The 25149-nt window shown below is 35.5% G+C and carries 25 protein-coding genes and 1 pseudogene; 3 read left to right on the top strand and 23 right to left on the bottom strand.

Going from position 1 to position 25149, the window contains the following annotated elements:
* Positions 1 to 169: 169 nt before the first annotated feature.
* The 6 genes from hpf to HBB17_RS12375 form a co-directional block, all read right to left on the bottom strand.
* The gene (gene hpf, locus HBB17_RS12400) at positions 170 to 697 is read right to left on the bottom strand and encodes a ribosome hibernation-promoting factor, HPF/YfiA family (RefSeq protein WP_167957821.1); all 528 of its coding nucleotides are present in this window, start codon (positions 695 to 697) and stop codon (positions 170 to 172) included.
* Between the two features lie 1086 nt (positions 698 to 1783).
* Positions 1784 to 3196, bottom strand: a complete 1413-nt coding sequence (locus HBB17_RS12395) for a C40 family peptidase (protein WP_167957820.1) — start codon at positions 3194 to 3196, stop codon at positions 1784 to 1786.
* Positions 3197 to 3422: 226 nt separating this feature from the next.
* Complete coding sequence (gene trxB / locus HBB17_RS12390) at positions 3423 to 4340, bottom strand: thioredoxin-disulfide reductase (RefSeq protein ID WP_167957819.1); 918 nt, start codon at positions 4338 to 4340, stop codon at positions 3423 to 3425.
* A gap of 77 nt (positions 4341 to 4417) precedes the next feature.
* Entirely contained in the window at positions 4418 to 5428 is a 1011-nt protein-coding gene (locus HBB17_RS12385; RefSeq protein WP_167957818.1) for a CPBP family intramembrane glutamic endopeptidase, read from the bottom strand.
* A 228-nt stretch (positions 5429 to 5656) separates the two neighbouring features.
* On the bottom strand, positions 5657 to 5893 hold the full coding sequence (locus tag HBB17_RS12380; RefSeq protein WP_167957817.1) for a polya polymerase: 237 nt from the start codon (positions 5891 to 5893) through the stop codon (positions 5657 to 5659).
* A gap of 96 nt (positions 5894 to 5989) precedes the next feature.
* Positions 5990 to 6367, bottom strand: a complete 378-nt coding sequence (locus HBB17_RS12375; RefSeq protein WP_167957816.1) for a RidA family protein — start codon at positions 6365 to 6367, stop codon at positions 5990 to 5992.
* A 325-nt stretch (positions 6368 to 6692) separates the two neighbouring features.
* On the opposite strand from HBB17_RS12375, the gene HBB17_RS12370 reads away from it, so the two are divergent.
* Together HBB17_RS12370 and HBB17_RS12365 are read left to right on the top strand one after the other, a co-directional pair.
* The gene (locus HBB17_RS12370) at positions 6693 to 7397 is read left to right on the top strand and encodes an acyl-[acyl-carrier-protein] thioesterase (RefSeq protein ID WP_167957815.1); all 705 of its coding nucleotides are present in this window, start codon (positions 6693 to 6695) and stop codon (positions 7395 to 7397) included.
* A gap of 109 nt (positions 7398 to 7506) precedes the next feature.
* Positions 7507 to 8358 carry a CvfB family protein gene (locus HBB17_RS12365; RefSeq protein ID WP_167957814.1) on the top strand — a complete coding sequence of 284 codons (852 nt, stop codon included), beginning with the start codon at positions 7507 to 7509 and terminating at the stop codon, positions 8356 to 8358.
* A gap of 166 nt (positions 8359 to 8524) precedes the next feature.
* Here HBB17_RS12365 and HBB17_RS12360 read toward each other — a convergent pair whose 3' ends face one another.
* The 12 genes and pseudogenes from HBB17_RS12360 to HBB17_RS12310 all read right to left on the bottom strand — a co-directional run bounded on the left by HBB17_RS12360 (position 8525) and on the right by HBB17_RS12310 (position 17906).
* Positions 8525 to 8908 carry a response regulator gene (locus HBB17_RS12360; RefSeq protein WP_167957813.1) on the bottom strand — a complete coding sequence of 128 codons (384 nt, stop codon included), beginning with the start codon at positions 8906 to 8908 and terminating at the stop codon, positions 8525 to 8527.
* 33 nt (positions 8909 to 8941) lie between these two features.
* Positions 8942 to 9421, bottom strand: a complete 480-nt coding sequence (locus HBB17_RS12355) for a chemotaxis protein CheX (protein ID WP_167957812.1) — start codon at positions 9419 to 9421, stop codon at positions 8942 to 8944.
* A gap of 28 nt (positions 9422 to 9449) precedes the next feature.
* Complete coding sequence (locus HBB17_RS12350; RefSeq protein WP_167957811.1) at positions 9450 to 9857, bottom strand: flagellar protein; 408 nt, start codon at positions 9855 to 9857, stop codon at positions 9450 to 9452.
* A gap of 11 nt (positions 9858 to 9868) precedes the next feature.
* A complete protein-coding gene (locus tag HBB17_RS12345; protein ID WP_167957810.1) occupies positions 9869 to 10450 on the bottom strand; it encodes a ComF family protein in 582 nt (193 codons plus the stop codon).
* 3 nt (positions 10451 to 10453) lie between these two features.
* A pseudogene (locus tag HBB17_RS20800) lies at positions 10454 to 10522 on the bottom strand (hypothetical protein); the annotation flags it as partial.
* 184 nt (positions 10523 to 10706) lie between these two features.
* Positions 10707 to 12926, bottom strand: coding sequence for an SF1B family DNA helicase RecD2 (recD2, locus tag HBB17_RS12340; RefSeq protein WP_330588223.1), 2220 nt, complete (start codon positions 12924 to 12926; stop codon positions 10707 to 10709).
* A gap of 312 nt (positions 12927 to 13238) precedes the next feature.
* Positions 13239 to 13586 carry a rod-binding protein gene (locus HBB17_RS12335; RefSeq protein WP_167957808.1) on the bottom strand — a complete coding sequence of 116 codons (348 nt, stop codon included), beginning with the start codon at positions 13584 to 13586 and terminating at the stop codon, positions 13239 to 13241.
* 26 nt (positions 13587 to 13612) lie between these two features.
* Positions 13613 to 14425, bottom strand: a complete 813-nt coding sequence (locus HBB17_RS12330; protein WP_167957807.1) for a flagellar hook-basal body protein — start codon at positions 14423 to 14425, stop codon at positions 13613 to 13615.
* A gap of 48 nt (positions 14426 to 14473) precedes the next feature.
* Positions 14474 to 15247, bottom strand: a complete 774-nt coding sequence (locus HBB17_RS12325) for a flagellar hook-basal body protein (protein ID WP_167957806.1) — start codon at positions 15245 to 15247, stop codon at positions 14474 to 14476.
* 165 nt (positions 15248 to 15412) lie between these two features.
* A complete protein-coding gene (mreB, locus tag HBB17_RS12320) occupies positions 15413 to 16402 on the bottom strand; it encodes a rod shape-determining protein (protein ID WP_167957805.1) in 990 nt (329 codons plus the stop codon).
* A 437-nt stretch (positions 16403 to 16839) separates the two neighbouring features.
* On the bottom strand, positions 16840 to 17436 hold the full coding sequence (locus HBB17_RS12315) for an ECF transporter S component (RefSeq protein WP_167957804.1): 597 nt from the start codon (positions 17434 to 17436) through the stop codon (positions 16840 to 16842).
* A gap of 263 nt (positions 17437 to 17699) precedes the next feature.
* A complete protein-coding gene (locus HBB17_RS12310; protein WP_167957803.1) occupies positions 17700 to 17906 on the bottom strand; it encodes a hypothetical protein in 207 nt (68 codons plus the stop codon).
* A gap of 302 nt (positions 17907 to 18208) precedes the next feature.
* On the opposite strand from HBB17_RS12310, the gene HBB17_RS12305 reads away from it, so the two are divergent.
* On the top strand, positions 18209 to 19093 hold the full coding sequence (locus HBB17_RS12305) for a DegV family protein (RefSeq protein WP_167957802.1): 885 nt from the start codon (positions 18209 to 18211) through the stop codon (positions 19091 to 19093).
* Positions 19094 to 19267: 174 nt separating this feature from the next.
* Here HBB17_RS12305 and HBB17_RS12300 read toward each other — a convergent pair whose 3' ends face one another.
* From HBB17_RS12300 to rpsL, 5 genes are all read right to left on the bottom strand, one after another.
* On the bottom strand, positions 19268 to 19855 hold the full coding sequence (locus tag HBB17_RS12300; RefSeq protein WP_167957801.1) for a class I SAM-dependent methyltransferase: 588 nt from the start codon (positions 19853 to 19855) through the stop codon (positions 19268 to 19270).
* 236 nt (positions 19856 to 20091) lie between these two features.
* Complete coding sequence (tuf, locus tag HBB17_RS12295; protein ID WP_167957800.1) at positions 20092 to 21279, bottom strand: elongation factor Tu; 1188 nt, start codon at positions 21277 to 21279, stop codon at positions 20092 to 20094.
* Positions 21280 to 21589: 310 nt separating this feature from the next.
* Positions 21590 to 23707: an elongation factor G gene (fusA, locus tag HBB17_RS12290; RefSeq protein ID WP_167957799.1), complete on the bottom strand. Its 2118-nt coding sequence runs from the start codon at positions 23705 to 23707 to the stop codon at positions 21590 to 21592.
* 268 nt (positions 23708 to 23975) lie between these two features.
* Positions 23976 to 24446 (bottom strand): 30S ribosomal protein S7, encoded by a 471-nt coding sequence (gene rpsG / locus HBB17_RS12285; RefSeq protein WP_207717348.1) that lies wholly within the window; start codon positions 24444 to 24446, stop codon positions 23976 to 23978.
* A gap of 219 nt (positions 24447 to 24665) precedes the next feature.
* Positions 24666 to 25085, bottom strand: coding sequence for a 30S ribosomal protein S12 (rpsL, locus tag HBB17_RS12280; RefSeq protein WP_167957798.1), 420 nt, complete (start codon positions 25083 to 25085; stop codon positions 24666 to 24668).
* Between the last annotated feature and the right edge of the window lie 64 nt (positions 25086 to 25149).

The following is a 25149-nucleotide window of genomic DNA, read 5'->3' as shown; positions in this document are numbered from 1 at the left end:
TTACATTCTATACATACCCTTTGCAAAAATGTTATCAAAAAGAGAACAAAGTCAGCCGAAGCAGACATCTACCTTATGTGCGAGTGCGCATCCCACGGAGGGTTTATTTAATAGATAATAAAAAGAGAAGACATTGTCTTCTCTTTTTATTATCTATTATTATTACCTTCTAGAATTCTGGTTCGATTAATCCAAATGTATTTCCTTTTCTCTTATATACAACATTTACTTCGTCCGTTTCTGCATTGCGGAATACAAAGAAGTTATGTCCTAATAATTCCATTTGAATACAAGCTTCTTCAGCATCCATAGGCTTAATTGCAAACTTCTTAGTACGAATGATGTTAATAACTTCATCTTCTTCGCTGTCATCATCTACAAAAGCTTGGTTGAAGTTGATTGCGGATTGTTTATGTTCAATTAATTTATGTTTATATTTTCTTAATTGACGTTCAATAACTTCTTCTACAAGATCAATTGAAACGTACATATCAGTACTAACTTGTTCTGCTCTTACTATATTTCCTTTCATCGGAATTGTAACTTCTATTTTTTGTCTTTCTTTTTCAACACTTAGTGTAACGTGAATCTCTGTCTCAGGAGTGAAGTACCTTTCTAGTTTTCCAATCTTTTCATAAACCGCTGTTTTTAACCCTTCTGTCACTTCAATGTTTTTCCCGCTTATAATATAACGCATAATGTCCAACTCCTTTTACTTTCAATTAGAAAATGACATCTGCATAGTGCTTATGCCTTTCCCCATATATATTAAAAGCTTTCGCTTATTAATATCCTTCTAACCGTTCTACCATCATTTCTCTGTATAGGTTGTCTTTCATGAATGTCTTATATATTAATATGTAATTGATATATAAGTATTATACCATAATTATAAAATATATCAAGGTTATTCGAGGTATTTTTACTTATAATTTTGTATATAAGTCCGAATTGTCTGATTAACATATTAATATTCTATAATTAAGCTAATATTCATTGATTTAAAAACACATTCTTAATATTATGTGACAATAGAAAAGTCAAGAAAAACAATAAAAAAAACCTGTCGAATACCTTTTTTATCAAAAAAAACAAAACAAACATTCTATATTGACACAGTTATCCAAAATAGAAATCCACCTCATACACTGTGGATAATGTGGATAACTCCGTGCATAACTCAAAATCCTTGTAAATTAAAGAAAAACAATTGTGGATAACTTTATAGATTCATCCACACGCCCTAACCATTCTTTTTACATTTTTTACTAAAACCGTTAAATATTTTGTGCACTTTGCTAGTATATCATGTTTTTAATAAACACCACCACTAAAATCATCTTTTTTATTCAATACAATTGTCAAAAATCTTCTTTTATTTATTAGACAACTTAATTCTATATAAGTATATATTGATTCCTTTTTATTTTCTCCAAAGATTCTATCGTATAAAGCTCACAGATTCTTCACTACTACCCAATCTATCTTGTGCTCATCCTATAAACATAGGCTCTATGATATCATTGCTCAGATGCACAGAGCCATGTAAACAACAAACATAAGATTGGTCTTATCATACAGCCAAAACAAAGTGTACTTCGTACACTTTGTTCTCCATACGAGCACTGTCAGCTTCTGCTGACATCTACCTTATGTGCGAGTGTGCATCACACGGAAGGTGTATATAATAATAGTCAGGGTATACGATTAACTAAAAAAGCGGACATACATATTATTATATGTATGTCCGCTTGCTTTATTCGTATTAAATTACAATGCTAAACTATCGTACAATTCTTCTTGCACAATAAGGAGATCTATAATTAACCGAAGATGTCTTAATTCCTGATCTTGGGTTACTTGCATGAACAACTCTACCACCACCAATATAGATTGCAACGTGGTTAATATGTCCTGATCCACCTGTATAGAACACCAAATCTCCTGGTTGTAAAGCGCTTAAATCTACAGCAACGCCAGCTCCAGCTTGCGCTGATGAAGTTCTAGGTAAGCTATAACCAAAGCTCTTATATACTGACATTACAAATCCTGAACAGTCCGCACCTTTTGTTAAGCTTGTACCACCATATACATATGGGTTACCAACAAATTTTAATGCATAATTAGCAATATCACTTCCAGTTCCAGATCCCTTTACAACTTGTGTTTCAGATGAATTGCTTGATGAACCTGAATTCTTAGAGTTATTTGAATTGCTTGAGTTTGATTTATTCGAACTATTTGAGTTTGAACTATTGGAATTTGAATTATTGTTTGAACTTGAGTTGTTGTTTGATGACTGTTGTCTCTGTTCCTCTTGTTCTCTTTGTAATCTAGCAGCTTGCTCTTCTTCTGCTTTACGAGCTTCTTCTTCTGCCTTTAATTTTGCTTGTTCTTCTTCTATAGAAATAGCTGTTTCAAATTCAACTGTAATGTCTACATATTCTTTGGATACATAACCAACTACACCATCGTCTTCTGAATCCTCAGAACCACCATCGATAGAAACTTTGACCCACTCATCATATTCCTTTAATACCACATAAGATTCACCTTCTGGAATCAAAGTAAGGGTCTTGGAATCTACGCTCTTCTTCTCACGAACTTTCAATGTTGTAGTTGTAACAGTAGCAATTTTAGTACCATACTTTTCAACTAATTCTTCTGCATCAAATCCAATTGCTAAGTACTCTGATTTGATATAACCTTTTACATTACCAGATTTAATCTTAACCCAATCCCCTTTTGTTTCAAGGATTGTTGCAGCACAGCCTTTGTATAGCTTACCCATGATTTCAGAATCCGTATTTGCTTTTTTTCTTACATTAACATATGTAGGTGCGATTGAAATACCAACATTCGCATATTCAGAAACAGGTTCTTCTTCCTTTTCTTCCTCTTGGCTGTCCTCTTTTGTTGTATCTTCTTTAACTTCTGATGAAGTATCTTCCTTTGTTTCTCCCTGATCTTCTGTTGTTGTTTCTTGATTTAATGCGCGAGCAGCTAGTACATTAACCACTTCACTATCACTTACAACATTACGTGCAGTATTGTTATCATCCAATGATAACTCAATTCCAGCTACACCAGTTTCTCCTGTAAAAGAAATTGCCTTTGTATTCAAGATAGAACTAGTACATAATACTACAGTTGTTGCTAAACATACTGTTGTATGTCTTATTACTGCTTTCTTCATTAGAATACCTCCATTTTATTAAATATCTATTGTAATTGTTACAAATTTGTTAATTTAGCACGAGCTAATTATAACAAAATTTATCATTTTTGTCAATACTGTGTCAGACAAATCTTATATGGAATAAACAAATAAATGCAGAAAATAAAAACAGAAATTATCATCTTGATCAATAATTTCTGTTTTTTACGCGACATATTCTTATATTTTGTTGTCAGAATCTAATTTACATATGATTCAAATATCTTTCTACAGCTGTAATGGCATTTGCTCCATCTGCTGCTGCAGTAATAATCTGACGCAAGGATTTTGTTCTTACATCTCCAGCTGCATATACTCCTGGTACGTTCGTTTCGCAATCCTCTTGTGCAATAATATAACCACTTTCATCTACAGCGACTGCTTCTTTATAAATCTCACTATTAGGTACATTACCAACTGCTATAAATACTCCGTCCGTTTCAATTCTTCTTTGTTCCTTTGTTTCTCTGTTGGTAATTTGTATTGCCTCCACCAAATCAGATCCTTCAATTTGATCAACAACGCTGTCCCAGATCACCTCTACATTTTCCATATTCAATAAACGGTTACAAAGACTTTTTGCAGCACGGAATTCGTGTCTTCTATGAACTACATATACTTTTTTACATAGGCGTGCTAAGAAGATTGCATCTTCCACAGCAACATCCCCTCCACCAACTACTACTGTCGTCTTATTCCTAAAAAAAGCACCATCACAGGTCGCACAATAAGATACACCCATACCCGATAACTGTAATTCTCCTTGTACGCCTAATTTCCGATACGCGGCACCAGTAGCTATGATAATCGCTTTTGCTTCATAGACTTCTCCATTGTCTAACGTGACTTTCTTATTCGTATCGGTTACTTCAAAATTCGCTACTTCTCCTGTTACAACAGTTGCACCCAGTCCATCACAGTGGGAACGGAACTTCTCTGCCAACTCAAATCCACTAATTCCAGGTAATCCCGGATAATTATCCACCTCATAGGTATTGATAATCTGGCCTCCACTTATCGCATTTTTCTCTATTAATAATGTATTCAATTCTGCTCTTTGCGCATATATACCAGCAGCTAGTCCAGCTGGTCCAGTTCCAATAATGATAACATCATATATCATATAGTTTTTTCCTTTCTTATTTAAAGCAATATTTCTAACTTATCTATTACCAATTCCATCGCAATTCATGCAAACTCTTATGCAATTCTCATATAGATCTCGGTGGCAATCATTAGTACCAAGCAGATCACAATGCCTGCTAATAGAGGAATTGTAAATACTTTTTCACTCACATCACTTTCTAAGGCTTGCATATCCAAACTACTACTTTCCTCTAACGCTCTTAATTCTTGACGTTCTTTCTTAGAAAATATACTTCTAACATACTTCCATCTCTTTGTATTCTGTGCAATTGTCTTATATACCATATATGCTAGTATAGAAGCTATAATAGCTGATACCGCATAATAACCAAGGCTTGCAATTATAGTTTCTTTGGTTATCTTTGTTGTAATTGCTTCTTCATAACCACCCATACTAGTGCTAACATTTTCTAACATCTTTGTTAATTTAGGTAACAGATAGGTCATAACGACAGAATTCCCATTAATAACAAAATGAACAATCATTGTTGAGACAATCGAATCTGTAGCTTCAATTAATAATGCAAATACAATTCCCATAGCAAATGCGTACGTAAATTGATTAATATTCTGATGCATTAACCCAAATAGCAATGCACTTGTAATACTTCCAAGTAAGATTCCTGCTTTGCGATACCCATTGTAAAATACTCCTCGAAAAATAATCTCCTCAACCATACACGGAACAAATGCAATTACAAATACACTAAGAATCAATGGATTTGATGATACGATATCTGTTACTGTATCCTGAATCATATTCTGTGAAAATAGCAAAGATATTGAGTTGATTAGATTCATCAATGGCATAATTAAAAATGCGAAGATGATACACAACACAACATTGGAAGGAGAGATTTTTTTTATCCGTATAGTGTCTTTAAGATTTGTTCGTGACAAAACTACATAAACTATAGTTGGTATTAGCAACAACATTTGATTTAAAAACATTAATACGAAAGAGTTTGTAGTGATCGCACGTAATGCATCTAGCAAATACGCCGAAGCAATACTTGTTAATACCGTGCACAAAAATAGCATTCCCAACATTTTTTTTCTATTCATATGACTCGCTCGCTCCTATACTCTTTCATTTATGGTTTAACTAACAGTATTATAGCAAATTTCCTTCTTATTTGCACTCATAATATTGTCCTTTCCTATTATCATAAATCATGTTGCATTTTTTCACTATAGGACAAACTTTCCACTTCGAAACTTTCTTACTATTAAAAAGAGACCTTTTCATAGCAAACAATTTCTTGTCCATCTCTGAAAGGTCTCTTCCTGTCTTTATTTATTCGCATTTACATATGCAACAATCCGGTCAATATCATCCGGTTCATATGCAATAATATCTAGTTGGTCGATTACACCATCCGAAAATACTTTTGCTAACGAAACATACTGCGAGAGTTTTGATTTTAGATTCAACCGATCGCCCTCTCCAGATACCAATTCAACTTTCCCTTTGCAAGAATCGATCATTTCAAAAAATGCTTCCGGATTGGATATATTCGTAATTTTCAAATTACCACGCTTCCCTTCCCTTGGTATTCTTTTCTCAATTGTTATGAAGTTTCTTTGTATGAAACATATATCAAAGAGTAAGTTTCATCTTATGTTTTACTTTATAGCAATTGCTTCAATTTCAATCAGCACATCTTTTGGTAAACGCGCTACTTCCACGCAAGAACGAGCTGGATAACTTCCTGTAAAATATTTTGCGTAAATTTCATTAATTTTACCAAAATCATTCATATTCTTTATAAATACAGTTGTCTTAACTACCTTATCCATCGTTGATCCAGATGCTTCAACAAGTGCTTTTAGATTCTTAAGCGCTTGTTCTGCTTGTTCTTCCACTGTTCCTGTTACCAATGTTCCATCTGCAGGATTAATTGGGATCATACCAGATGTATAGATCATACCATTCACTTCTACTGCCTGTGAATATGGTCCAATTGCTTGAGGTGCTTTATCTGTACTAATAATCGTTTTCATAAAATATCCTCCTTAAATCCAATTTTATTTTTCATTTATTCTATGATACAAGAGGTAAAAATCACACATAGCAACACATCGTATCATACCGGTCAAGATAATTGACTCTTACATAATTATATACCATATTTTCTAATTTTAAAGTACTAAAATTCAATTTGTTTTCTCTCCTAATTTCTCGTACCGACTTTAAGTATGAAAATACTCCTATCAGAAACGATCAAAAGATGGTATAATAAGCTTTATGAAAACTTGTACTACGCTTTGTTTCCAAAAGCTTCGTATAAAAAAGCTATTGCAAGATAAGAAGAAAGGCAGAATGATCATGTATAGTTTTACTAGCAGAATACGTTATAGTGAAATTGATGTAAACCGTCAATTGGACCTAGCAGCGATTATTAACTACTTTCAAGACTGTAGTATCTTTCAATCAGAAGATCTTCATGTAGGAATTGATTACCTTGAGGAAAAAAAATGTGCATGGATGTTAAGTTCATGGCAAATAATTATTAATCGCTATCCTTTGCTAGGTGAAACAATTACTACATCAACATGGGCCTATAATTTTGACAGTATGTTCGGTTATCGTAACTTTACACTAAAAGATGAGAAGAATGAAGTATGTGCCTATGCAAACTCTGTATGGATTCTCGTGGATCTTACTACCGGACATCCAATGAAACTAACAGGTGAAATTGTAGATCTCTATCCTCTTGAGACACAACTAACAATGAATTGTGCCCCTCGTAAGATAAAGGTTCCATCTGACTTACAAGAGGGAATCCCCTTAACTGTGGTAAGTTCCTATCTGGATACTAACAATCATGTGAACAACGGACAATATGTTAAGATTGCCCAAAATTATCTGCCGGAGAATTTCTGTATTCGCGAGATGCGTGCGGATTATCGTGTATCTGCCAAATTAGGAGATACCATCATTCCAAAGTATGCTCTTACTAATGAAGGCTGTACGATTCAATTATGTCAACCAAACCAAAAACCTTATGCAATTGTACAATTCCTTGCATAGGATAAGCTGATTGCTTTGACAAGTTTAATTTCACATTATCGGTGAATCAATCTTTTGTCAGGCAACTTTTAAGATAATATCAACAAATACCACCAGAAAGGAATACCATATGAATTTAGGTGAAATACAAACTCTAAAATTAAACCGTTTTGTTGAATTTGGCGCATATCTTGTCGACCTCGATAGCAATGCCAATGGGACAAGCGTAAAGAATGGTGAAGTACTTTTACCAAAAAAACAACTTCCTACCAATGCCAAAGAGGGAGATCATATTGAAGTCTTCTTATATAAGGATTCAGAGGACCGAATGATTGCGACAACAACGATACCCCCAATCACGCTTAACAAATTAGCAGTACTTCCTGTAAAAGAAGTCGGAGCAATTGGTGCATTTCTTGATTGGGGATTAACGAAAGATCTTTTACTACCATTCAAACAACAAACAGTGAAAGTGCAAGAAGGGGATCAAATCCTTGTTGCATTGTACATCGATAAAAGTAAACGTTTATGTGCTACCATGAAAGTATATGATTATTTGGATACCAATTCTCCTTACCAAAAAGACGATAAAGTTGAAGGAATTGTATATGAGTTAAGTCGAGATTTTGGTACTTTTGTTGCGGTAGATCAAAAGTATTCTGCTATGCTTATGAAGAATGAATCCTTCGCTTCCTATCGTCCAGGAGATCACATTCAAGCGCGCGTTGTTAGTGTCCGCGAGGATGGGAAACTAAACCTTAGCACCAGGGACAAAGTCTATATTCAATTAGATGAAGATGCCTCTTTAATCTATAAGAAGTTACAAGAAAATGATGGCTTTCTTCCTTATAATGATAAATCGGACCCTGAATTGATTAAGAGCACCTTCAACCTAAGCAAAAACGCTTTCAAACGTGCAATTGGCCGTCTATTAAAGAATAAGCAGATTACGATTGAAGACGATGGAATCCATCTTGTATAAGATTATGTATGATGTTTTCTTTCCTTAATAAGAACAAAGGAAAAAGTGTAGGTTTATATAATAGAAAAGTCGAAGGACTTTCCTATTATATAAAAAGGCTATCACCTAGATAAATAAACTGCCCTGCAGCTTTATTTACTTAGGCGATAGCCTTTTTCTTATCTCATTAGCTAATCTTAGAATGGTCATTCTTCATAAGCATTTCCATTGTAGCTAGCAAAACATCTGGTTCAATGGGTTTTGGTATTAAGTATTTTAACCCTAAACTCTTTACTTCTTCAATCGTTTCACTATCGCAGATTGAACTTAACATCAATATCTTTGCATTTGGCTTTTCTTTTAGTAAAACTGCTGCTGTTTCCATCCCGTCAATACCTGGCATAACGATATCCAAAATCGTAAGATCTGGTTTCATCTCTGTAAACAATTGAATTCCTTCCTCACCATTCACCGCATGCCCAATCACTTTATAATCATGTTCTTGTGTTAACTCTGTTATCTGACTTGTTATGAATGGCGAATCATCTATTACTAAAATTGTTTTACTCATAACATTACCTCCTCTTAAGTTATACACGTTCTGCTAATTTAAGCTACCATCAATCGTATATGCAACTTTCAAGATCATTTCCCCGTATTCACTCTTTAAAAAAGCACTCGCATAACTTTCATATCCTTCAACATCTTCCACTAACAATTTTTCTTCCTGTACCTCAGGTACATTAAATCTAGCAGATTTACCAACGTAATTATTAATAGTTGATACTGCTCTGCCACTTGCTATATTTATATATTCCCTTATATATATAATTACATCTTCCGGTGAATTAACCGTGCCATTACTCATGCGACTAACAATCTGTTTTGCTAGTTCCCCCGACATATCGCAAAACAAAACCAAATTATATGGCGCGTTTGGCTTCGTCTCTACTTTTCCAAATATACAGTCTTCTTTCATTTCGAAAGGAGATACCTCTTCAAGATCGATGCAAGACAACCTTGCTGTAACTTCTTTGTATTTGTCGGTGAACAACTTGCCAATGTCCCATGTGGTTTGATTCATTACAAGTCCCCCCTACCTATAATAATTCTTAGTTATCCAAGAAACGCATCTTTGCTCGATCATGGAAATCTTTCCGCTTTTGTGGTTCCTGTACTTTATCTTTATATAGATTACCAAGGTTATTTGCTATTTTATCTTTACATTGTTTACAGAAACGTCCTGTTTTAATAAGAGCTCCACAGGATTCACATGCAAGTCCAATTGGTGAATCTTCAGCAAATGCCAATCGTTCCTCACGTATCCATTTACGTATTTGTCCTGGAGTAACATCATTTTCTTCAGATACTTCTTGTACCCCTGCCTTTGGATGATCATAAATGTATTCTTTTACTTGTACAAATTTGTCGTCCAATTTTTTAACACATGTTGGGCATAAAGGTACTCCTCCGATATAATTAAATAACTTACCACAGTCCTTACAATTTCTTACGTCCATGTCCTTTCCTCCTAATAACCTTTTCCAATAGCTAAACTTATAAAATACACTTCTTTTGTACTTTTTTGTAATAAAACTTTGGCACACGCATCTATCGTACTTCCTGTAGTATAGATATCATCCACCAACATTACATTACTATAGTTGACATTCTGATACTTTGGATTAACAGCAAATGCATCTGTAAGATTTATTACTCTTTCTTTATCATTTAATCTCTTTTGTGCTTTCGTTTTCTGATGTCGTAATAAGTAATTTTCTACCACAGGAATACCAAGTGTCCTGCCTAATCCCAATGCTAATAAAGCTGCTTGATTAAACCCTCTTTCTTGGAGTTTCGATCGATGTAAGGGCACTGGTATCAAAACCTGTGGCGCCAATGCCAAAATCTTAGACTCATAAAAGCGAATTAGTTCTTCTACATAATACTCACAGTACTCCCGCCGATTATGAAACTTAAATTCTGCAATTGATTTTTTAACATTCCGATCATAAACCCATAGTGCATATCCCTTGGTATACTGAAAGACATTCTTACTACAATCAAAGCAATACTCCTGCTCCTCAACTTCCAATGGTTTCCCACATTTCATACAACGAGGCTCCTGTATTACTTGAAACGTTCTTTTGCATTCTTGGCATACCAGCTGTTGACGTGGCGTCACTATCTTTCCACAAACTGGACACCTTCTGGGATATAATAAATTAAAGAACTGAATCGTCTCTCTCCCCTTCTACCATGTATCATACTATATCGTCATTATACAACATATGGCAAGAGAATGCATCATTAAATTACTCAAATTACAATATTTTCTACTGTTTTCTACTCCAATTGTTACTAATTACCTACTTGTTAATTTCTCTTAATCTGTCATCTAGGCTGGTAAATCGTTCCTGCTCGCTTACATTATCAATCATTGTCTGTACTAGTTTACTGCTTCCCACAATTGTAACACAACTTCTAGCACGAGTTACAGCAGTATATAGCAGATTTCGATGTAGCAGCATCTTAGGACCAGACAACAATGGTATGATTACTGCTGGGTATTCGCTACCCTGTGATTTATGAATGGTGATGGCATACGCAAGTTCCAACTCGTCTACTTGTTGGAAGGAATACTCTACATAACGAATCTCATCAAATACTACTGTTATAATCTCTGAGAATAAATTAATCTCCTTAATAATACCTGTATCTCCATTAAATACGCCCATTCCCTTTTCAAAAGAGAGTCCAAATTGGCTTTTGCATTCCCATTCCATCTGGTAGTTGTTCTTGATCTGCATTACCTTGTCGCCTTCTCGAAAAATCCTTCCTGCTATCTCTTTTTCTCTTTTCCCTGTCTCTGCTGGATTAAGATACTTCTGCAATACTAGATTAAGCTTTTCTACTCCCAATTCTCCTTTTCTCATTGGCGTTAATACCTGAATATCATAAGGTCGCGCATTGACATACTTCGGCATCTTATACTTGATTAACGTGAGCATTACTTGAATGATCACTGTAACATCATCTCTTTTTAACATAAAGAAATCTTTACTTTTATTATCTAACATTATCGTATCACCACGGTTGATCTTATGTGCATTTACAATAATGTCACTCTCTGTTGCTTGACGGAAAATCTTATTCAACTTTACAACATGAAATGCGTTGGAGGTTATTATATCTTTTAATACGTTACCTGGTCCAACTGATGGTAACTGGTTGACATCCCCCACTAAAATTATGCGCGTTCCCACAGTAATTGCACGGAGTAACGCCAACATTAGACTAATATCCACCATAGACATCTCATCAATGATAATGGCATCTGCTTCTAATGGGTTTTCTTCATTTCTTTCAAAATTCAGCCTTGTATTGGAATCATCCGGTGCTCCAGATAATTCTAATAACCGATGAATGGTTTGAGCTTCATATCCTGTTGTTTCACTCATACGCTTAGCAGCACGTCCTGTAGGAGCAGCCAATAAGAAGTCTAATCCCTCTGCCTCAAAGAATTTGATAATAGTATTAATCGTAGTCGTCTTACCTGTTCCCGGACCTCCTGTAATAATAAGAACACCATTTCGAACAGCCTCTACCACTGCATCTCGTTGCATTTCATCTAATTCAATTTTCTCCTGCTGTTCAATCTTTCTAATTCTCTTTTCAAGCTCTGGTATGGCAATATCATATTGTTCATTCAGATCATGTAGCATACGAGCAACATTCAATTCACTATAGTAATAAAATGTATTGTACACCACCTTTTTCTGTTGTACTTCTTGAATGATTACCCGCTTATCAATCATCATATCCATTATGTGATCTTCGATTTTGTCTGGTTCTATAATAAGAATCTGCGCTGTTTTTGCAACTAGTATTTCCATTGGAAGATAGACATTTCCATTCTGAGCAGCCTGTTGAAGAACATAGAGCACGCCAGCTTTGATTCTATATTCTGCATCCCCAGTAATTCCAACTTTCGATGCAATTTCATCTGCAATACGAAACCCGACTCCGCTAATGTCGTCCGCTAATTTATATGGGTTATCTCGAATTACATCGTACATTCGACTTCCATACTGTTTATAGATTTTAACAGCCAAATTATTGGTTATTCCATATTTCTGTAAGAATAACATGGCATCTCGTAATTCTTTTTTATCTTCGAATTGTGTCGCAATCTCCTGGGCCTTGGATACACTAATTCCTTTAACCTCAGCTAGTCGTTCTGGTTCCTGCTCAATAATCCGAAAGGTATCTTCCTTGAACTTCCGAATGATTCTTGCCGCAAGGGCAACTCCAATTCCTTTGATTGCACCTGACCCCAGATACCGTTCCATTGACATCATATCTTCCGGTTCCTTAATTTCATAACTTTGGACTTGAAATTGTTCTCCATAAATCTGATGAGAAATATAATTCCCCTCTAATTGGACATATTCTCCTTCATTAATAAACGGGAAGCTTCCCACACAAGTTATGTCATCCTCTTCTCCTGTTAGACTTAGAACGGTATATCCATTCTCCTGGTTACGATATACAATTTTCTCTACATACCCTTGTAATGTTTCAGCCAAAACCATTTCCTCCAAATTAATCAATCATTACTTTCATTATACCTAGTATCAATCAACCCTGCAAGACTTGTACACTTCCTATTTTATTTCGTGTCCCTTTCGCTTCTATAATGCGCTCCCTCCCATACGTATATCGTTTCGTTATTAACTGAGCGTACCCGGAGTGAACGATATCCTGTATTACATGTAGACAAACTTAAATTGTGCAAATTGACGGACCTCAAAATAAATAAGGGCTTTTGACACCCAAACCCTAGTACATAAAAAAGGCTATTATCACAACCGTAGTTGTAAACAATAGCCTCTCTTTTATTATTGTTGCCGTTTCATCGATTCGTATAACATCTGTGCAATTCCTAATTCACCAGTTTCACTAAGATTCTCTGCATATTCCTTATAGATCGTATCACCAAAATACTGCATGTATTCGTTGTTATCATCTTCGCTTTCTGGTACCATGCTCGTCTTCATTGATTTGAATACCTGTTCTACCAAATATGCTTCAAAATCCTTACACACATCCATTAATTCAGAATCTGTAGCCGTTTCTGTACTTGTATTGCTTAATTTATCTTTTAACTGCGTTGCTTGGGTATTCTGTCGATTGATTTCTGACATCGTACTTGTATATGCAGCTAAAGAATCAATTGATGAACTCATTCTCTACACCTGCCTTATCAGATCTACTATCTTAGATTATTTGCTTGTTGTAACATCTCATCGGATGCTGTGATAATCTTAGAATTCATCTCATATGCTCTTTGTGCAACGATCAAATTAACCATTTCATCTGCAGTCTGTACATTTGATCCTTCCACATATCCTTGTTTAATGGTTACATTGGCATTTGCTAAAGCATTCACACCCCAAACTGCTTCGCCTGATGCAGCCGTTTCTTTTACAATACTATCAGAAGACTTTAATAAACCTGCTGGGTTGTTGAACTGTGCAACACCAATGGTTATATCAATTGGCTGTGCATTGTTTTTTTCATCTGGATAACAGAAGTTTCCGTTAGCATCTACTGTTAATTTCGCTGGATCATATTCTTTACCGAATACAATCTTATTTCCATTAACATCTAATACAGGATTACCACTTGAAGTAGCAAGTACCATTCCTTCACTTCCCATAGAGAGATTAAAGGAACCACTTCTTGTGTAACCTACAGAACCATCTGGCATCTGAATCATGAAGAATCCAGAGCCTTGAATTGCAAAATCATATGTATTACCAGTTTCCTGTAAAGGTCCTTGTGTATAATACGTAGAAATTGCTGAGTTTCGAACACCTAAACCAACTTGTGCGGAAGTCGGCTTTGGATTACCATTGTTATCGGTTGTTTTCTCTTGAATTGTTTGATATAACAATGTCTTAAATTCTGCAGATTCTTTCTTATATCCAACGGTATTAACATTGGCTAAGTTATTGGCGATTGTATCAACATTTGTCTGTTGCGAAATCATACCTGATGAAGCTGTCCACAAAGAACGCATCATAATAAACACCTCTTTCTAATCATTATATACTCTATCTTAATTATGAACTTATACTTTTCCTACTTGATTTACTGTCTGATCAAGTAATTGATCCTGTGTCTTAATAACCTTTTGACCAGCTTCATAAGCTCTCGTTATATTGATCAAACTAACCATCTCAGAGATTACATTTACATTGGATTGTTCTGTATAACCTTGACGAATGATACTTGTAGATTCTTTTGTTATTGCACCGTCTACTGGACTATAGTAATTGTCTCCTGATTTTTCAAGGAAATTATAATCCTCAAAATCAGTAATCGTTACCTTTCCAACATACTGACGATCTGCGTAAATCGAACCATCTACACCAATCGTAACCTCTTGTGCATCCGTTGGAATTTGAATATCTCCACCGTCTCCTTGCAAATGGTTTCCATAAGCATCTACCACGTATCCATCTTGTGTCATCTTAAATGATCCATCTCTTGTATACTTAATATGTTCATTACCATACTTGTCTGTTACAGATACGGTGAAGAATCCATCACCTTCTATTGCCAGATCATATGTATTACCAGTTTCTCGGAATGAACCTTGTGTATAATCTGTATAGTATTCACCTAATCGTACTCCTAGGCTCATCGTACCAATAGGACGATTTGCATAGGCTTCAGAACCATCATTAATCTTTATTGTTAATGCTTCTTCAAATGCTTGGCTTGTAACATTTTCTTTCTTATAACCAATTGTAGCTGCATTGGCTAAGTTATTACTGATTGTATCTAATCGTTTCTGCTCATTGATCATTCCTGTATAAGCAGTATATAAACCTCTAACCAAACTTAATACCTCCTACCATAATCTATAGGTCACTATTGACACTACTCCTTATCCTATATTTCGTCTTTTTTTTCGTAAACCTTTATAGTGCAAATTATCTATTTCTCATAAAGTGAACGAAGAGAAACACGCTTCGCGAGTTTCTCTTTCTGTCCTTGTATCCTTCTATTCTCTCTTACCACTTAAGAATTCAACGAATTTACCTGTACCAATTGCTACAGCTGTCATTGGTTCTTCTGCTGTCATCGTATTGATTCCCGTCTTTTCTTCAATTAATTGCTCTAATCCATATAATAAACATCCACCACCAGTTAATACAATACCACGATCAGCGATATCTGCTGCTAATTCAGGTGGAGTCTTCTCTAAAACACTGTGCACTGCTTCTACAATTTGTGAAGTTGTTTCTTTTAATGCTTCCTCTGTTTCATCAGAAGTCACTGTAATTGTTTTTGGTAAACCAGTTACTAAGTTACGTCCACGTACATCTAATGTAGCAACTTCTGGTCTTCTATAAGCAGATCCAATCTTAATCTTAATATCTTCCGCTGTTCTTTCACCAATCAATAAATTATGTTTCTTACGCATATAGCGAACGATTGCTTCGTCGAAATCATCACCAGCAATCTTAATTGAAGTACTTACTACTGTACCACCTAAAGAGATTACTGCTATATCGGTTGTACCACCACCGATATCTACGATCATGTTACCACATGGTCTTGCAATATCAATTCCTGCGCCGATTGCTGCTGCAATTGGTTCTTCTATAATTGCAACATCTCTTGCACCAGCTTGGTACGTTGCATCTTCTACTGCCTTTTTCTCAACTTCTGTTACCTGACTAGGTACACATACGCTGATTCTTGGTTTTCTAAAACGTTGTTTACCAACTGCTTTTTGAATAAAATACTTTAACATCTTCTCTGTTACTGTATAATCAGAGATAACGCCCTGTCTTAAAGGACGAACTGCTACAATGTTACCAGGCGTTCTACCTAACATTAATCTTGCCTCTTCACCAATTGCTTTGATCTTATTCGTATCTCTATCGAATGCCACAACTGAAGGCTCCTTCAATACAACACCTTTTCCTTTGATGTAGACTAGTACACTTGCTGTTCCCAAATCAATACCAATATCACTGCCCAACATATAAATCTCCTTTCAAACTACTCCGTTTTATTTCTATTTATCTTACAGTTGTCATCTAATTTTTTCCATTATTCAACTAATTAAACATTCTCATTCTTATTATATACGCATTATATAATTAAATCAAAGGAATTTTTCAATTTCTACAATTTTCTTCAGTATCCTATCAAAAATTATAGATTTATCTTATTTTATTGTATTCCTATTACTTTACCTTCTGTTTATAAGAGAAACAATGTAAACTTTTTCTCATCTCCATTTCTATACATCTGTAAAACTTTGCGGTAAAATGAATGGATATAAAAAACACTACCTACTTAGTTTACCCAGTACATAGTGTTTTATCGGTTTTTTATTTTCTTTTTATTAACATTTATATTTTCTTTTATTTCTTCTTTTATATCTCCTCTTGTATATATCTTCTTTATTGTCTTCCACTATGCGTTCTTTTTATCAACTCTCAAAAATAGATTTGACTTAATCATTACTGGTCGGAGTGCCAGATACAAGATTGTGGCAAACGCGACCGATGTTAATGCATTAACCACGGTTGCAATCGCCGTTATCTTAGCAAGTGTCTCTGCTAAGTCTGCTTGCATACCAAGCAAATATCTTTTATAAAAATATCCAACAATAGGATCTGCAATAATATTAAATACCATTCCCGCTGCTGATGCAAGTATCGTCCATTTCATAAGATATTCTTTCTTGTGCTCTTCACTAATCTTCGCAATCTTATGTGCTACCAACCCAACGATTAAACCAATACACAATTTTAATAGAAATGTTTTAGGTGCATATGTAACATAGTCAGAAGTCAGATCTGCAATGGTCATTCCCACGGCACCTGCTAAGCCTCCCCATACACCTCCTAATAAAAGAGCACCTAATACACAGAATGTATTACCAAAATGTATTGCTGTTTTTTCTGTTCCTACGGGAATATCAAACTTAAAAAATTGAAATCCTATGTAACACAACGCTGCTAATAACGCTGCTTGTGCTAATTTAGTTGTCATACTTTTTCTCTCCATAATATTCTTCCTTTCTTTCCTTTTAGCCGTTCAATTGTTTTATACTTTCAGTAAACATGCTATTCAAGACCTTTGATTCTGTGTAAGTAAGGACAAATCTTACTTTTCACCCTCAAATCAAAATATGTATTTTCTGTAGTATACTCACTTTCTGGCTACTTGTAAAATGCCAATTATCAAATTATTAACAGTGCCAGTTTGGCAGCAATCATAGCACAGGATTATCTATAATTGCTGCCTCCTACCTTCAAATATTTGATTCTTTAAAAATACGTATCGTTGTGTAAACGGTTTACAACCTCAACAATTCGCTCTTTTGCTTCATATCCTGTTGTAGAATTCTTAATATAGTTAACGAGTTCTTCTTTTTTACGATCTGTAAGTGCAGAAAAATTAGACATAGCTTTCATATCCAGCGCCAGTGACATACCAAATCCTACCGGGAGTTCTCCTTGATCTGTAAATGACATAGTTTCTACCTCCAAACTCATGTTTATAGATTCTCCAAATTTCACTCCTTGTAAAGGTAAAATGAATATTCTTTTGAATCTTTTATCATTCCTTCTACACTCATATTCTCTGTAATCCTTCATTTTTTATAAGTGTATATTTTACCACCAGTAATAAACAACATTGTTATCTTTATTTAATGTTAATAAAGTTAATTACATTTTTATAATTCTATGATATAATAGCTAGTATCTGCTTGTACGTGATGCAGATTTTCTTGAAACACTATGTCAATAGATAAGAAGTATTAGTGGAGGATTATATGAAACCATACAAGATATTTAGCGATAGTTCCTGTGATTTGACGCAAGAATTATTAGATCAGTACCAAATCTCAACCATACCATTCTATGTTTCCTTTGATCAAGTTACTTATCAAAAAGAAAATGTTGAGATCACAAAAGCTGATTTTTATCACCGATTAACAACTGAGAGTGTATATCCCAAAACATCTCTTCCTTCTGTAGAAGATTATTGTGATAAATTCGAAGAAGCAATCAAAAATGGTTTTGATGTTCTTTGCTTAAATATAACATTAAAATTTAGTGGTTCCCATCAATCTGCAATGACTGCCAAATCAATCATAATGGAGAAGTATCCTGACAGCCAGATTGAAGTCATTGATTCCATTTTATGTACTGGTGCTCAAGGACTTTTATTAATTGAAGCAGGTAAAATGCAGCAAGCTGGTTATTCCTTGTCTGATAATGCTGCTAAATTATTAGAGTTACGAGAAACCGGTCGTGTTATGTTAACGCTCGGCACTCTTGAATACCTCAAGAAGGGCGGACGTATTGGTAAAGTATCTGCCTTAGCTGGAAGCTTATTGAACTTGAAACCTCTGATTGTTCTTGAAGATGGAGAATTAGCACCTTATGGTAAAGTTAGAGGCTTTAAAAAAGCAATTGATAAGATCTCTGACATGCTCTCTGAATATTTCAGCAGTCAAAATCTACGTTATGAGGATTTTGAATTTTGTGTAATTACCGGTACAAATATGGAAGATGCCTCTGTTTTACGCGACAAACTTCCTGCGGTTATTCACAAAACAATAGAACATCCAATTTTTATTCTTGGGACGACAATTGGTACCTACACTGGTCCTGACATTGTTGGCGTATGTTTACTTCGAAAGTACAATGCTTAACCTTATCAGATTAAGGAAATAAAAAATCTTAACCAGATTATCATTCTATGCTGTAACTCAATACAGTATAGAAGATTTGGTTAAGATTTTTTTATTTGACTACACTAACTTTTTCTTTTCTACATCAGATTACCATGTATTACATTCTTATCCCATGTATAATGCATATCCGTTCTAGCGAGATGTTAATCCAATCTTTTCTATACATATACATTCTGGAGGATTGTTTATTTGATTGCAAAATGACAGGTGGCTTACACTAAATTCCTTTTGTGGCAAGTCCTTTACATAATTCAAAATCAATTCTTTTTCTTTCTTACCACTCTCATGTCCAGGATATAGAATTATAATTATAATTCCATTTACCGCTATTAATTCTAAGCTCTTTTGTAGAGCAGCAAGTGAGGTTTCCGGTTTTGTCACAATACGATGGTCTCCTTTTGGTAAATATCCCAGATTAAACATGATTGCCTGAACCTTCTCCTTCACAACCTCATCCATTTGGTCATGGCTCCTTAAATGCAATTCAACACGGTCTAGATAATGTAGTTCCTCTAATTTGCTTTTTGTCACTGCAACTGCCTGTTCCTGAATATCAAATGCATATACTTTTCCTCTTTCTCCAACAAGACTACAGAAAAAAGCAGTATCATTTCCATTTCCCATGGTGGCATCAATTACATGATCCCCTATTGTAATCTTTTGTTTACATAACACTTTTGCAATTTCTACAGCATTCTTATAGATCATATCCCTATTCATGTTCACTTCCTCCACTTGCAATATATCGTATACTACAGATTTTGTCAGTGTTGGCACACTTTGTTCTTAGCTCTGAACACAGTCAGCTTCAGCTGGCATCTACCTTATGAGCAAGTGCGCAGCCTACGGAAGGTTATACACTAGAAATGTCAGAGGGCTTTCCTAGTATATAAAAAATCCCCAGAGACCTTAGTCTCCGGGGAAAATTTATAATTGCTATATAATAACAATATTAATTATTCGATGATTGTAGCAACCTTACCAGATCCTACAGTACGTCCACCTTCACGGATAGCGAATGATAAACCTTGTTCCATAGCGATTGGGTGAATTAATTCTACAGTGATTTCTACGTTATCACCAGGCATACACATTTCAGTACCTGCTGGTAATTCGATAACACCAGTTACGTCAGTTGTTCTGAAGTAGAACTGTGGTCTGTAGTTGTTGAAGAATGGTTTATGACGTCCACCTTCGTCTTTAGTTAATACGTAAACTTGAGCTGTAAATTTCTTGTGGCAAGTTACTGAACCTGGTTTAACAAGAACTTGACCTCTTTCGATTTCAGTTCTTTGAACACCACGAAGAAGAGCACCGATGTTATCACCAGCTTGAGCTTCATCAAGAAGTTTACGGAACATTTCGATACCAGTTACAACTACTTTACGAACATCTTCATGAATACCAACGATTTCAACTTCTTCATTTACATGAAGAACACCACGTTCAACACGGCCTGTAGCAACAGTACCACGTCCAGTGATTGAGAATACATCTTCTACTGGCATTAAGAAAGCTTGATCAGTAGCACGTTGAGGATCTGGAATGAAGCTATCAACAGCATCCATTAATTCCATGATCTTATCTCCCCATTCACCATTTGGATCTTCAAGAGCTTTTAAAGCAGATCCTTTGATGATTGGACAATCATTGAAATCGTACTCAGCTAATTGCTCAGTGATTTCCATTTCAACTAATTCAAGTAATTCTTCATCATCAACCATATCACATTTGTTCATGAATACAACGATGTAAGGAACACCAACCTGACGAGATAATAAGATATGCTCTTTAGTTTGAGCCATAACACCATCAGTAGCAGCAACTACAAGGATAGCACCATCCATTTGAGCTGCACCAGTGATCATGTTCTTAACGTAATCGGCATGTCCTGGACAGTCAACGTGAGCGTAATGTCTCTTTTCTGTTTCATATTCAACGTGAGCAGTAGAGATAGTGATACCTCTTTCTCTTTCTTCTGGAGCTTTATCAATATTTTCGAAATCTACAGCAGCATTACCAGCAACTCTTTCAGAAAGAGTTTTAGTGATAGCAGCTGTTAAAGTTGTTTTACCATGGTCAACGTGACCGATAGTACCAATATTACAATGTGGTTTCGTTCTTTCAAACTTAGCTTTAGCCATTTTAAAGTGTCCTCCTTTAATATGCGCCTCTTGGCGACTATACTGAATTCTCTATATAGAGCCAGTTTTACCGACTCTTTGTTATAATCTTCTTACGAATGTATAACCATTGAAGATTATTGCCTCATATCACTAATTATATTTCATATTAGTGATATTTTCAAGAAAAACTTTACGTAAGCTCCTATTTTATAGGGTTTTCACCAATTTGTCATATGACTTTGGTTTACTTTCGCTTTAATTTTCTTTTTTCTCATCTGATTCGATCTTATACGACCTCCTCAGATGAGAAAGTATTTGTCCTTAAAAATTATTTGCTCTTTGCAGCAATAACTTTTTCTTGAACTGATTTTGGAACTTGTTCATATTTTTCAAAGAACATAGAGTAGTTACCACGTCCTTGCGTCTTAGAACGAAGGTCAGTTGAGTAACCAAACATCTCAGCAAGTGGAACATAACCTTTAACCATCTTACCGCCACCGATATCTTCCATACCTTCGATACGTCCACGACGAGAATTGATATCACCAATTACATCGCCCATGTATTCTTCTGGCATAGTTACTTCAACTTTCATGATAGGCTCAAGTAATACTGCTCCACCTTTGCTCATAGCATCTTTGAATGCCATAGAACCAGCGATGTGGAATGCCATTTCACTTGAATCGACTTCATGGTAAGAACCATCATATACTGTTGCTGAAACACCAAGTACTGGGAAACCAGCGATGATACCAGCTTGAGCTGCTTCTTCAATACCTTCACCAACTGCAGGGATGTATTCTTTAGGAATAGCACCACCAACAACTGTTGATTGGAACTTGAATGTTTCTTCACCGTTAGGATCCATTGGCTCGAATTTAACTTTACAGTGACCGTATTGTCCACGACCACCAGATTGTTTAGCGTATTTACTATCAACTTCAACTGGTTTAGTGAATGTTTCTTTGTAAGCAACTTGAGGAGCACCTACATTTGCTTCTACTTTGAATTCACGAAGAAGACGATCTACGATGATTTCAAGGTGAAGCTCACCCATACCAGCGATGATTGTTTGACCAGTTTCTTGATCAGTATGAGCACGGAATGTTGGATCTTCTTCTGCAAGTTTCGCTAAAGATTCACCTAATTTACCTTGACCAGCTTTTGTCTTAGGCTCGATTGCTAATTCGATAACTGGTTCTGGGAATTCCATAGACTCAAGAATAACTGGATGTTGTTCATCACAGATTGTATCACCAGTTGTTGTAAATTTGAAACCAACAGCTGCAGCGATATCTCCTGAATAAACTTTATCAAGTTCTTCTCTCTTGTTGGCATGCATCTGAAGGATACGACCAACACGTTCTTTTTTATTCTTAGTAGCATTTAATACATATGAACCTGAATTCATTGTACCAGAGTAAACTCTGAAGAATGCAAGCTTACCAACGAATGGGTCAGCCATGATCTTGAATGCTAATGCTGAGAAAGGTTCTTCATCTGATGAATGTCTTTCTACTTCGTTACCATCTTCATCAACACCCTTAATTGAAGGAATGTCAACTGGTGAAGGCATGAATTCGATAACAGCATCAAGTAATTTTTGAACACCTTTATTTCTATAAGCAGTACCACAACATACAGGAATAGCTGTACATTCGCAAGTACCTTTTCTTAAAGCTGCTTTTAATTGTTCTGTAGTAGGTTCTTCCCCTTCAAGGTAAGCCATCATTAGATCATCATCTAATTCACAGATTTTTTCAATTAATTCACTTCTGTATAATTCAGCGTCATCTTTCATGTCTTCAGGGATATCAGTGATAGAGATATCTTCACCCTTTTCGTCATTGTAGATGTATGCTTTCATTTCAAATAAATCAATGATTCCTTGGAAATCATCCTCTTTACCAATTGGTAATTGAAGACAGATTGCATTCTTTCCAAGTCTAGTCTTGATTTGTTCTACTGCACCGTAGAAGTTTGCACCTAAGATATCCATCTTATTGATGAATGCCATTCTAGGTACGTTGTATGTGTCAGCCTGACGCCATACGTTTTCAGATTGTGGTTCAACTCCACCTTTAGCACAGAATACACCAACAGCACCATCAAGTACACGTAGTGAACGTTCAACTTCTACAGTAAAGTCAACGTGTCCTGGAGTATCGATAATGTTGATACGATGTTCTTCAGCACCTGGTTTTTTCTTACAATTTTCTTGTAAAGTCCAGTGACAAGTAGTTGCCGCTGAAGTAATTGTGATACCTCTTTCTTGCTCCTGCTCCATCCAGTCCATGGTTGCAGTACCTTCATGAGTATCACCGATTTTATAATTTACACCAGTATAATAAAGGATACGCTCTGTTAATGTAGTTTTACCTGCATCGATATGAGCCATAATACCAATATTTCTGGTTCTCTCTAACGGATATTCTCTTCCAGCCAAGGGATTTTCCTCCTTAAATTAATCAGTATATTACTTACACATTCCTGAAAATATGCAAGATAGCAAAGAAGATATTCCTATCTGCTTCGCTTGGTCAACTGTAACCTTTTGGGTAACATAATATTACACCTTTTCATACTTTTTACCGCGAAGCGCGGTATTACACGTTTATATATAACCTCTTATACAACGAGTTGCATAAGAGGTTATTTTCATTTTTATCGGCATAAACAGTTCGATAAAACAATATGCAATTATGCAATCATTCTTACCATCTGTAGTGTGCAAACGCTTTGTTTGCTTCTGCCATTTTGTGCATATCTTCTTTTTTCTTAACAGATGCTCCAGTATTATTAGCTGCATCAAGAATTTCAGCTGCTAATCTTTCTTCCATTGTCTTTTCTCCTCTATTACGAGAATACAATGTGATCCAACGAAGAGCTAAAGCCTGTCTTCTGTCTGGTCTAACTTCGATTGGTACCTGGTAAGTTGCTCCACCGATACGTCTTGCTTTAACTTCAAGCACTGGCATGATGTTGTTCATAGCTTCTTCGAATACTTCAACAGCATCTTTTTCAGTCTTTTCTGCTACTCGATTAAAGGCTCCGTATACGATTTTTTGTGCAACACCTTTCTTACCGTCTAACATGATGTTATTGATAAGCTTCGTTACAACCTTGTTATTGTATAATGGATCTGCTAATACGTCTCTTTTTTGAATATGTCCTTTACGTGGCACGGTGCTTCCCTCCTTAATACGTGCTGACCAGTTTCACTGATCAATACACTTGTTAATTCATCGGTACTCACATATTGTGTCAATTACAATTATAATGCAATTGTTTTTCTGTGTTCGTGACCAGCTTAATATATAGTTACCTGCAACCTACAGGAATAAACTCATTAACCCGGCACTTCTTGAATCAGAAAATTGCGAAAATGTGGTTACTTATGATTCTTATTTAGCGTCTTTTGGTCTCTTAGCTCCATACTTAGAACGAGCTTGTCTTCTCTTCGCTACACCTGCAGTATCAAGTGTACCTCTAACGATATGGTATCTAGTACCTGGTAAATCTTTTACTCTACCACCTCTGATAAGAACAACACTATGCTCTTGTAAGTTGTGGCCTTCACCTGGGATATAGCTAGTTACTTCGATTCCGTTAGATAAACGAACTCTGGCAATCTTTCTAAGCGCTGAGTTAGGCTTTTTAGGAGTTGCTGTTCTAACTGCTGTACAAACACCTCTTTTTTGTGGTGATGAAGTATTAGTAGCTTTCTTGTTTAATGAGTTGAAACCTTTTTGAAGTGCTGGAGAAGTTGATTTCTTTTCTACAGTCTGTCTTCCTTTTCTTACCAATTGATTAAAAGTTGGCATTCTTTTCACCTCCTGCGGTAATGATGTTTTTTCTGTGGTTGCTGTTTTCATCAGCTTTTATGGT

Origin of the sequence: Anaerosporobacter faecicola (genome assembly GCF_012070565.1) — a bacterium.
GTDB classification, from domain to species: Bacteria; Bacillota; Clostridia; order Lachnospirales; family Lachnospiraceae; genus Anaerosporobacter; species Anaerosporobacter faecicola.
The sequence above is the reverse complement of the archived record's forward strand: the minus strand, read 5'-3'. Positions and strand labels throughout refer to the sequence as shown.

What these genes read in the sequence shown, in the direction of transcription:
- hpf (WP_167957821.1), bottom strand. Translation starts at nt 697, where the DNA reads ATGCGTTATATTATAAGCGGGAAAAACATTGAAGTGACAGAAGGGTTA.
- HBB17_RS12395 (WP_167957820.1), bottom strand. Translation starts at nt 3,196, where the DNA reads ATGAAGAAAGCAGTAATAAGACATACAACAGTATGTTTAGCAACAACT.
- trxB (WP_167957819.1), bottom strand. Translation starts at nt 4,340, where the DNA reads ATGATATATGATGTTATCATTATTGGAACTGGACCAGCTGGACTAGCT.
- HBB17_RS12385 (WP_167957818.1), bottom strand. Translation starts at nt 5,428, where the DNA reads ATGAATAGAAAAAAAATGTTGGGAATGCTATTTTTGTGCACGGTATTA.
- HBB17_RS12375 (WP_167957816.1), bottom strand. Translation starts at nt 6,367, where the DNA reads ATGAAAACGATTATTAGTACAGATAAAGCACCTCAAGCAATTGGACCA.
- HBB17_RS12370 (WP_167957815.1), top strand. Translation starts at nt 6,693, where the DNA reads ATGTATAGTTTTACTAGCAGAATACGTTATAGTGAAATTGATGTAAAC.
- HBB17_RS12365 (WP_167957814.1), top strand. Translation starts at nt 7,507, where the DNA reads ATGAATTTAGGTGAAATACAAACTCTAAAATTAAACCGTTTTGTTGAA.
- HBB17_RS12360 (WP_167957813.1), bottom strand. Translation starts at nt 8,908, where the DNA reads ATGAGTAAAACAATTTTAGTAATAGATGATTCGCCATTCATAACAAGT.
- HBB17_RS12355 (WP_167957812.1), bottom strand. Translation starts at nt 9,421, where the DNA reads ATGAATCAAACCACATGGGACATTGGCAAGTTGTTCACCGACAAATAC.
- HBB17_RS12350 (WP_167957811.1), bottom strand. Translation starts at nt 9,857, where the DNA reads ATGGACGTAAGAAATTGTAAGGACTGTGGTAAGTTATTTAATTATATC.
- HBB17_RS12345 (WP_167957810.1), bottom strand. Translation starts at nt 10,450, where the DNA reads ATGAAATGTGGGAAACCATTGGAAGTTGAGGAGCAGGAGTATTGCTTT.
- HBB17_RS12335 (WP_167957808.1), bottom strand. Translation starts at nt 13,586, where the DNA reads ATGAGTTCATCAATTGATTCTTTAGCTGCATATACAAGTACGATGTCA.
- HBB17_RS12330 (WP_167957807.1), bottom strand. Translation starts at nt 14,425, where the DNA reads ATGATGCGTTCTTTGTGGACAGCTTCATCAGGTATGATTTCGCAACAG.
- mreB (WP_167957805.1), bottom strand. Translation starts at nt 16,402, where the DNA reads ATGTTGGGCAGTGATATTGGTATTGATTTGGGAACAGCAAGTGTACTA.
- HBB17_RS12315 (WP_167957804.1), bottom strand. Translation starts at nt 17,436, where the DNA reads ATGGAGAGAAAAAGTATGACAACTAAATTAGCACAAGCAGCGTTATTA.
- HBB17_RS12310 (WP_167957803.1), bottom strand. Translation starts at nt 17,906, where the DNA reads ATGTCATTTACAGATCAAGGAGAACTCCCGGTAGGATTTGGTATGTCA.
- HBB17_RS12305 (WP_167957802.1), top strand. Translation starts at nt 18,209, where the DNA reads ATGAAACCATACAAGATATTTAGCGATAGTTCCTGTGATTTGACGCAA.
- HBB17_RS12300 (WP_167957801.1), bottom strand. Translation starts at nt 19,855, where the DNA reads ATGAATAGGGATATGATCTATAAGAATGCTGTAGAAATTGCAAAAGTG.
- tuf (WP_167957800.1), bottom strand. Translation starts at nt 21,279, where the DNA reads ATGGCTAAAGCTAAGTTTGAAAGAACGAAACCACATTGTAATATTGGT.
- rpsL (WP_167957798.1), bottom strand. Translation starts at nt 25,085, where the DNA reads ATGCCAACTTTTAATCAATTGGTAAGAAAAGGAAGACAGACTGTAGAA.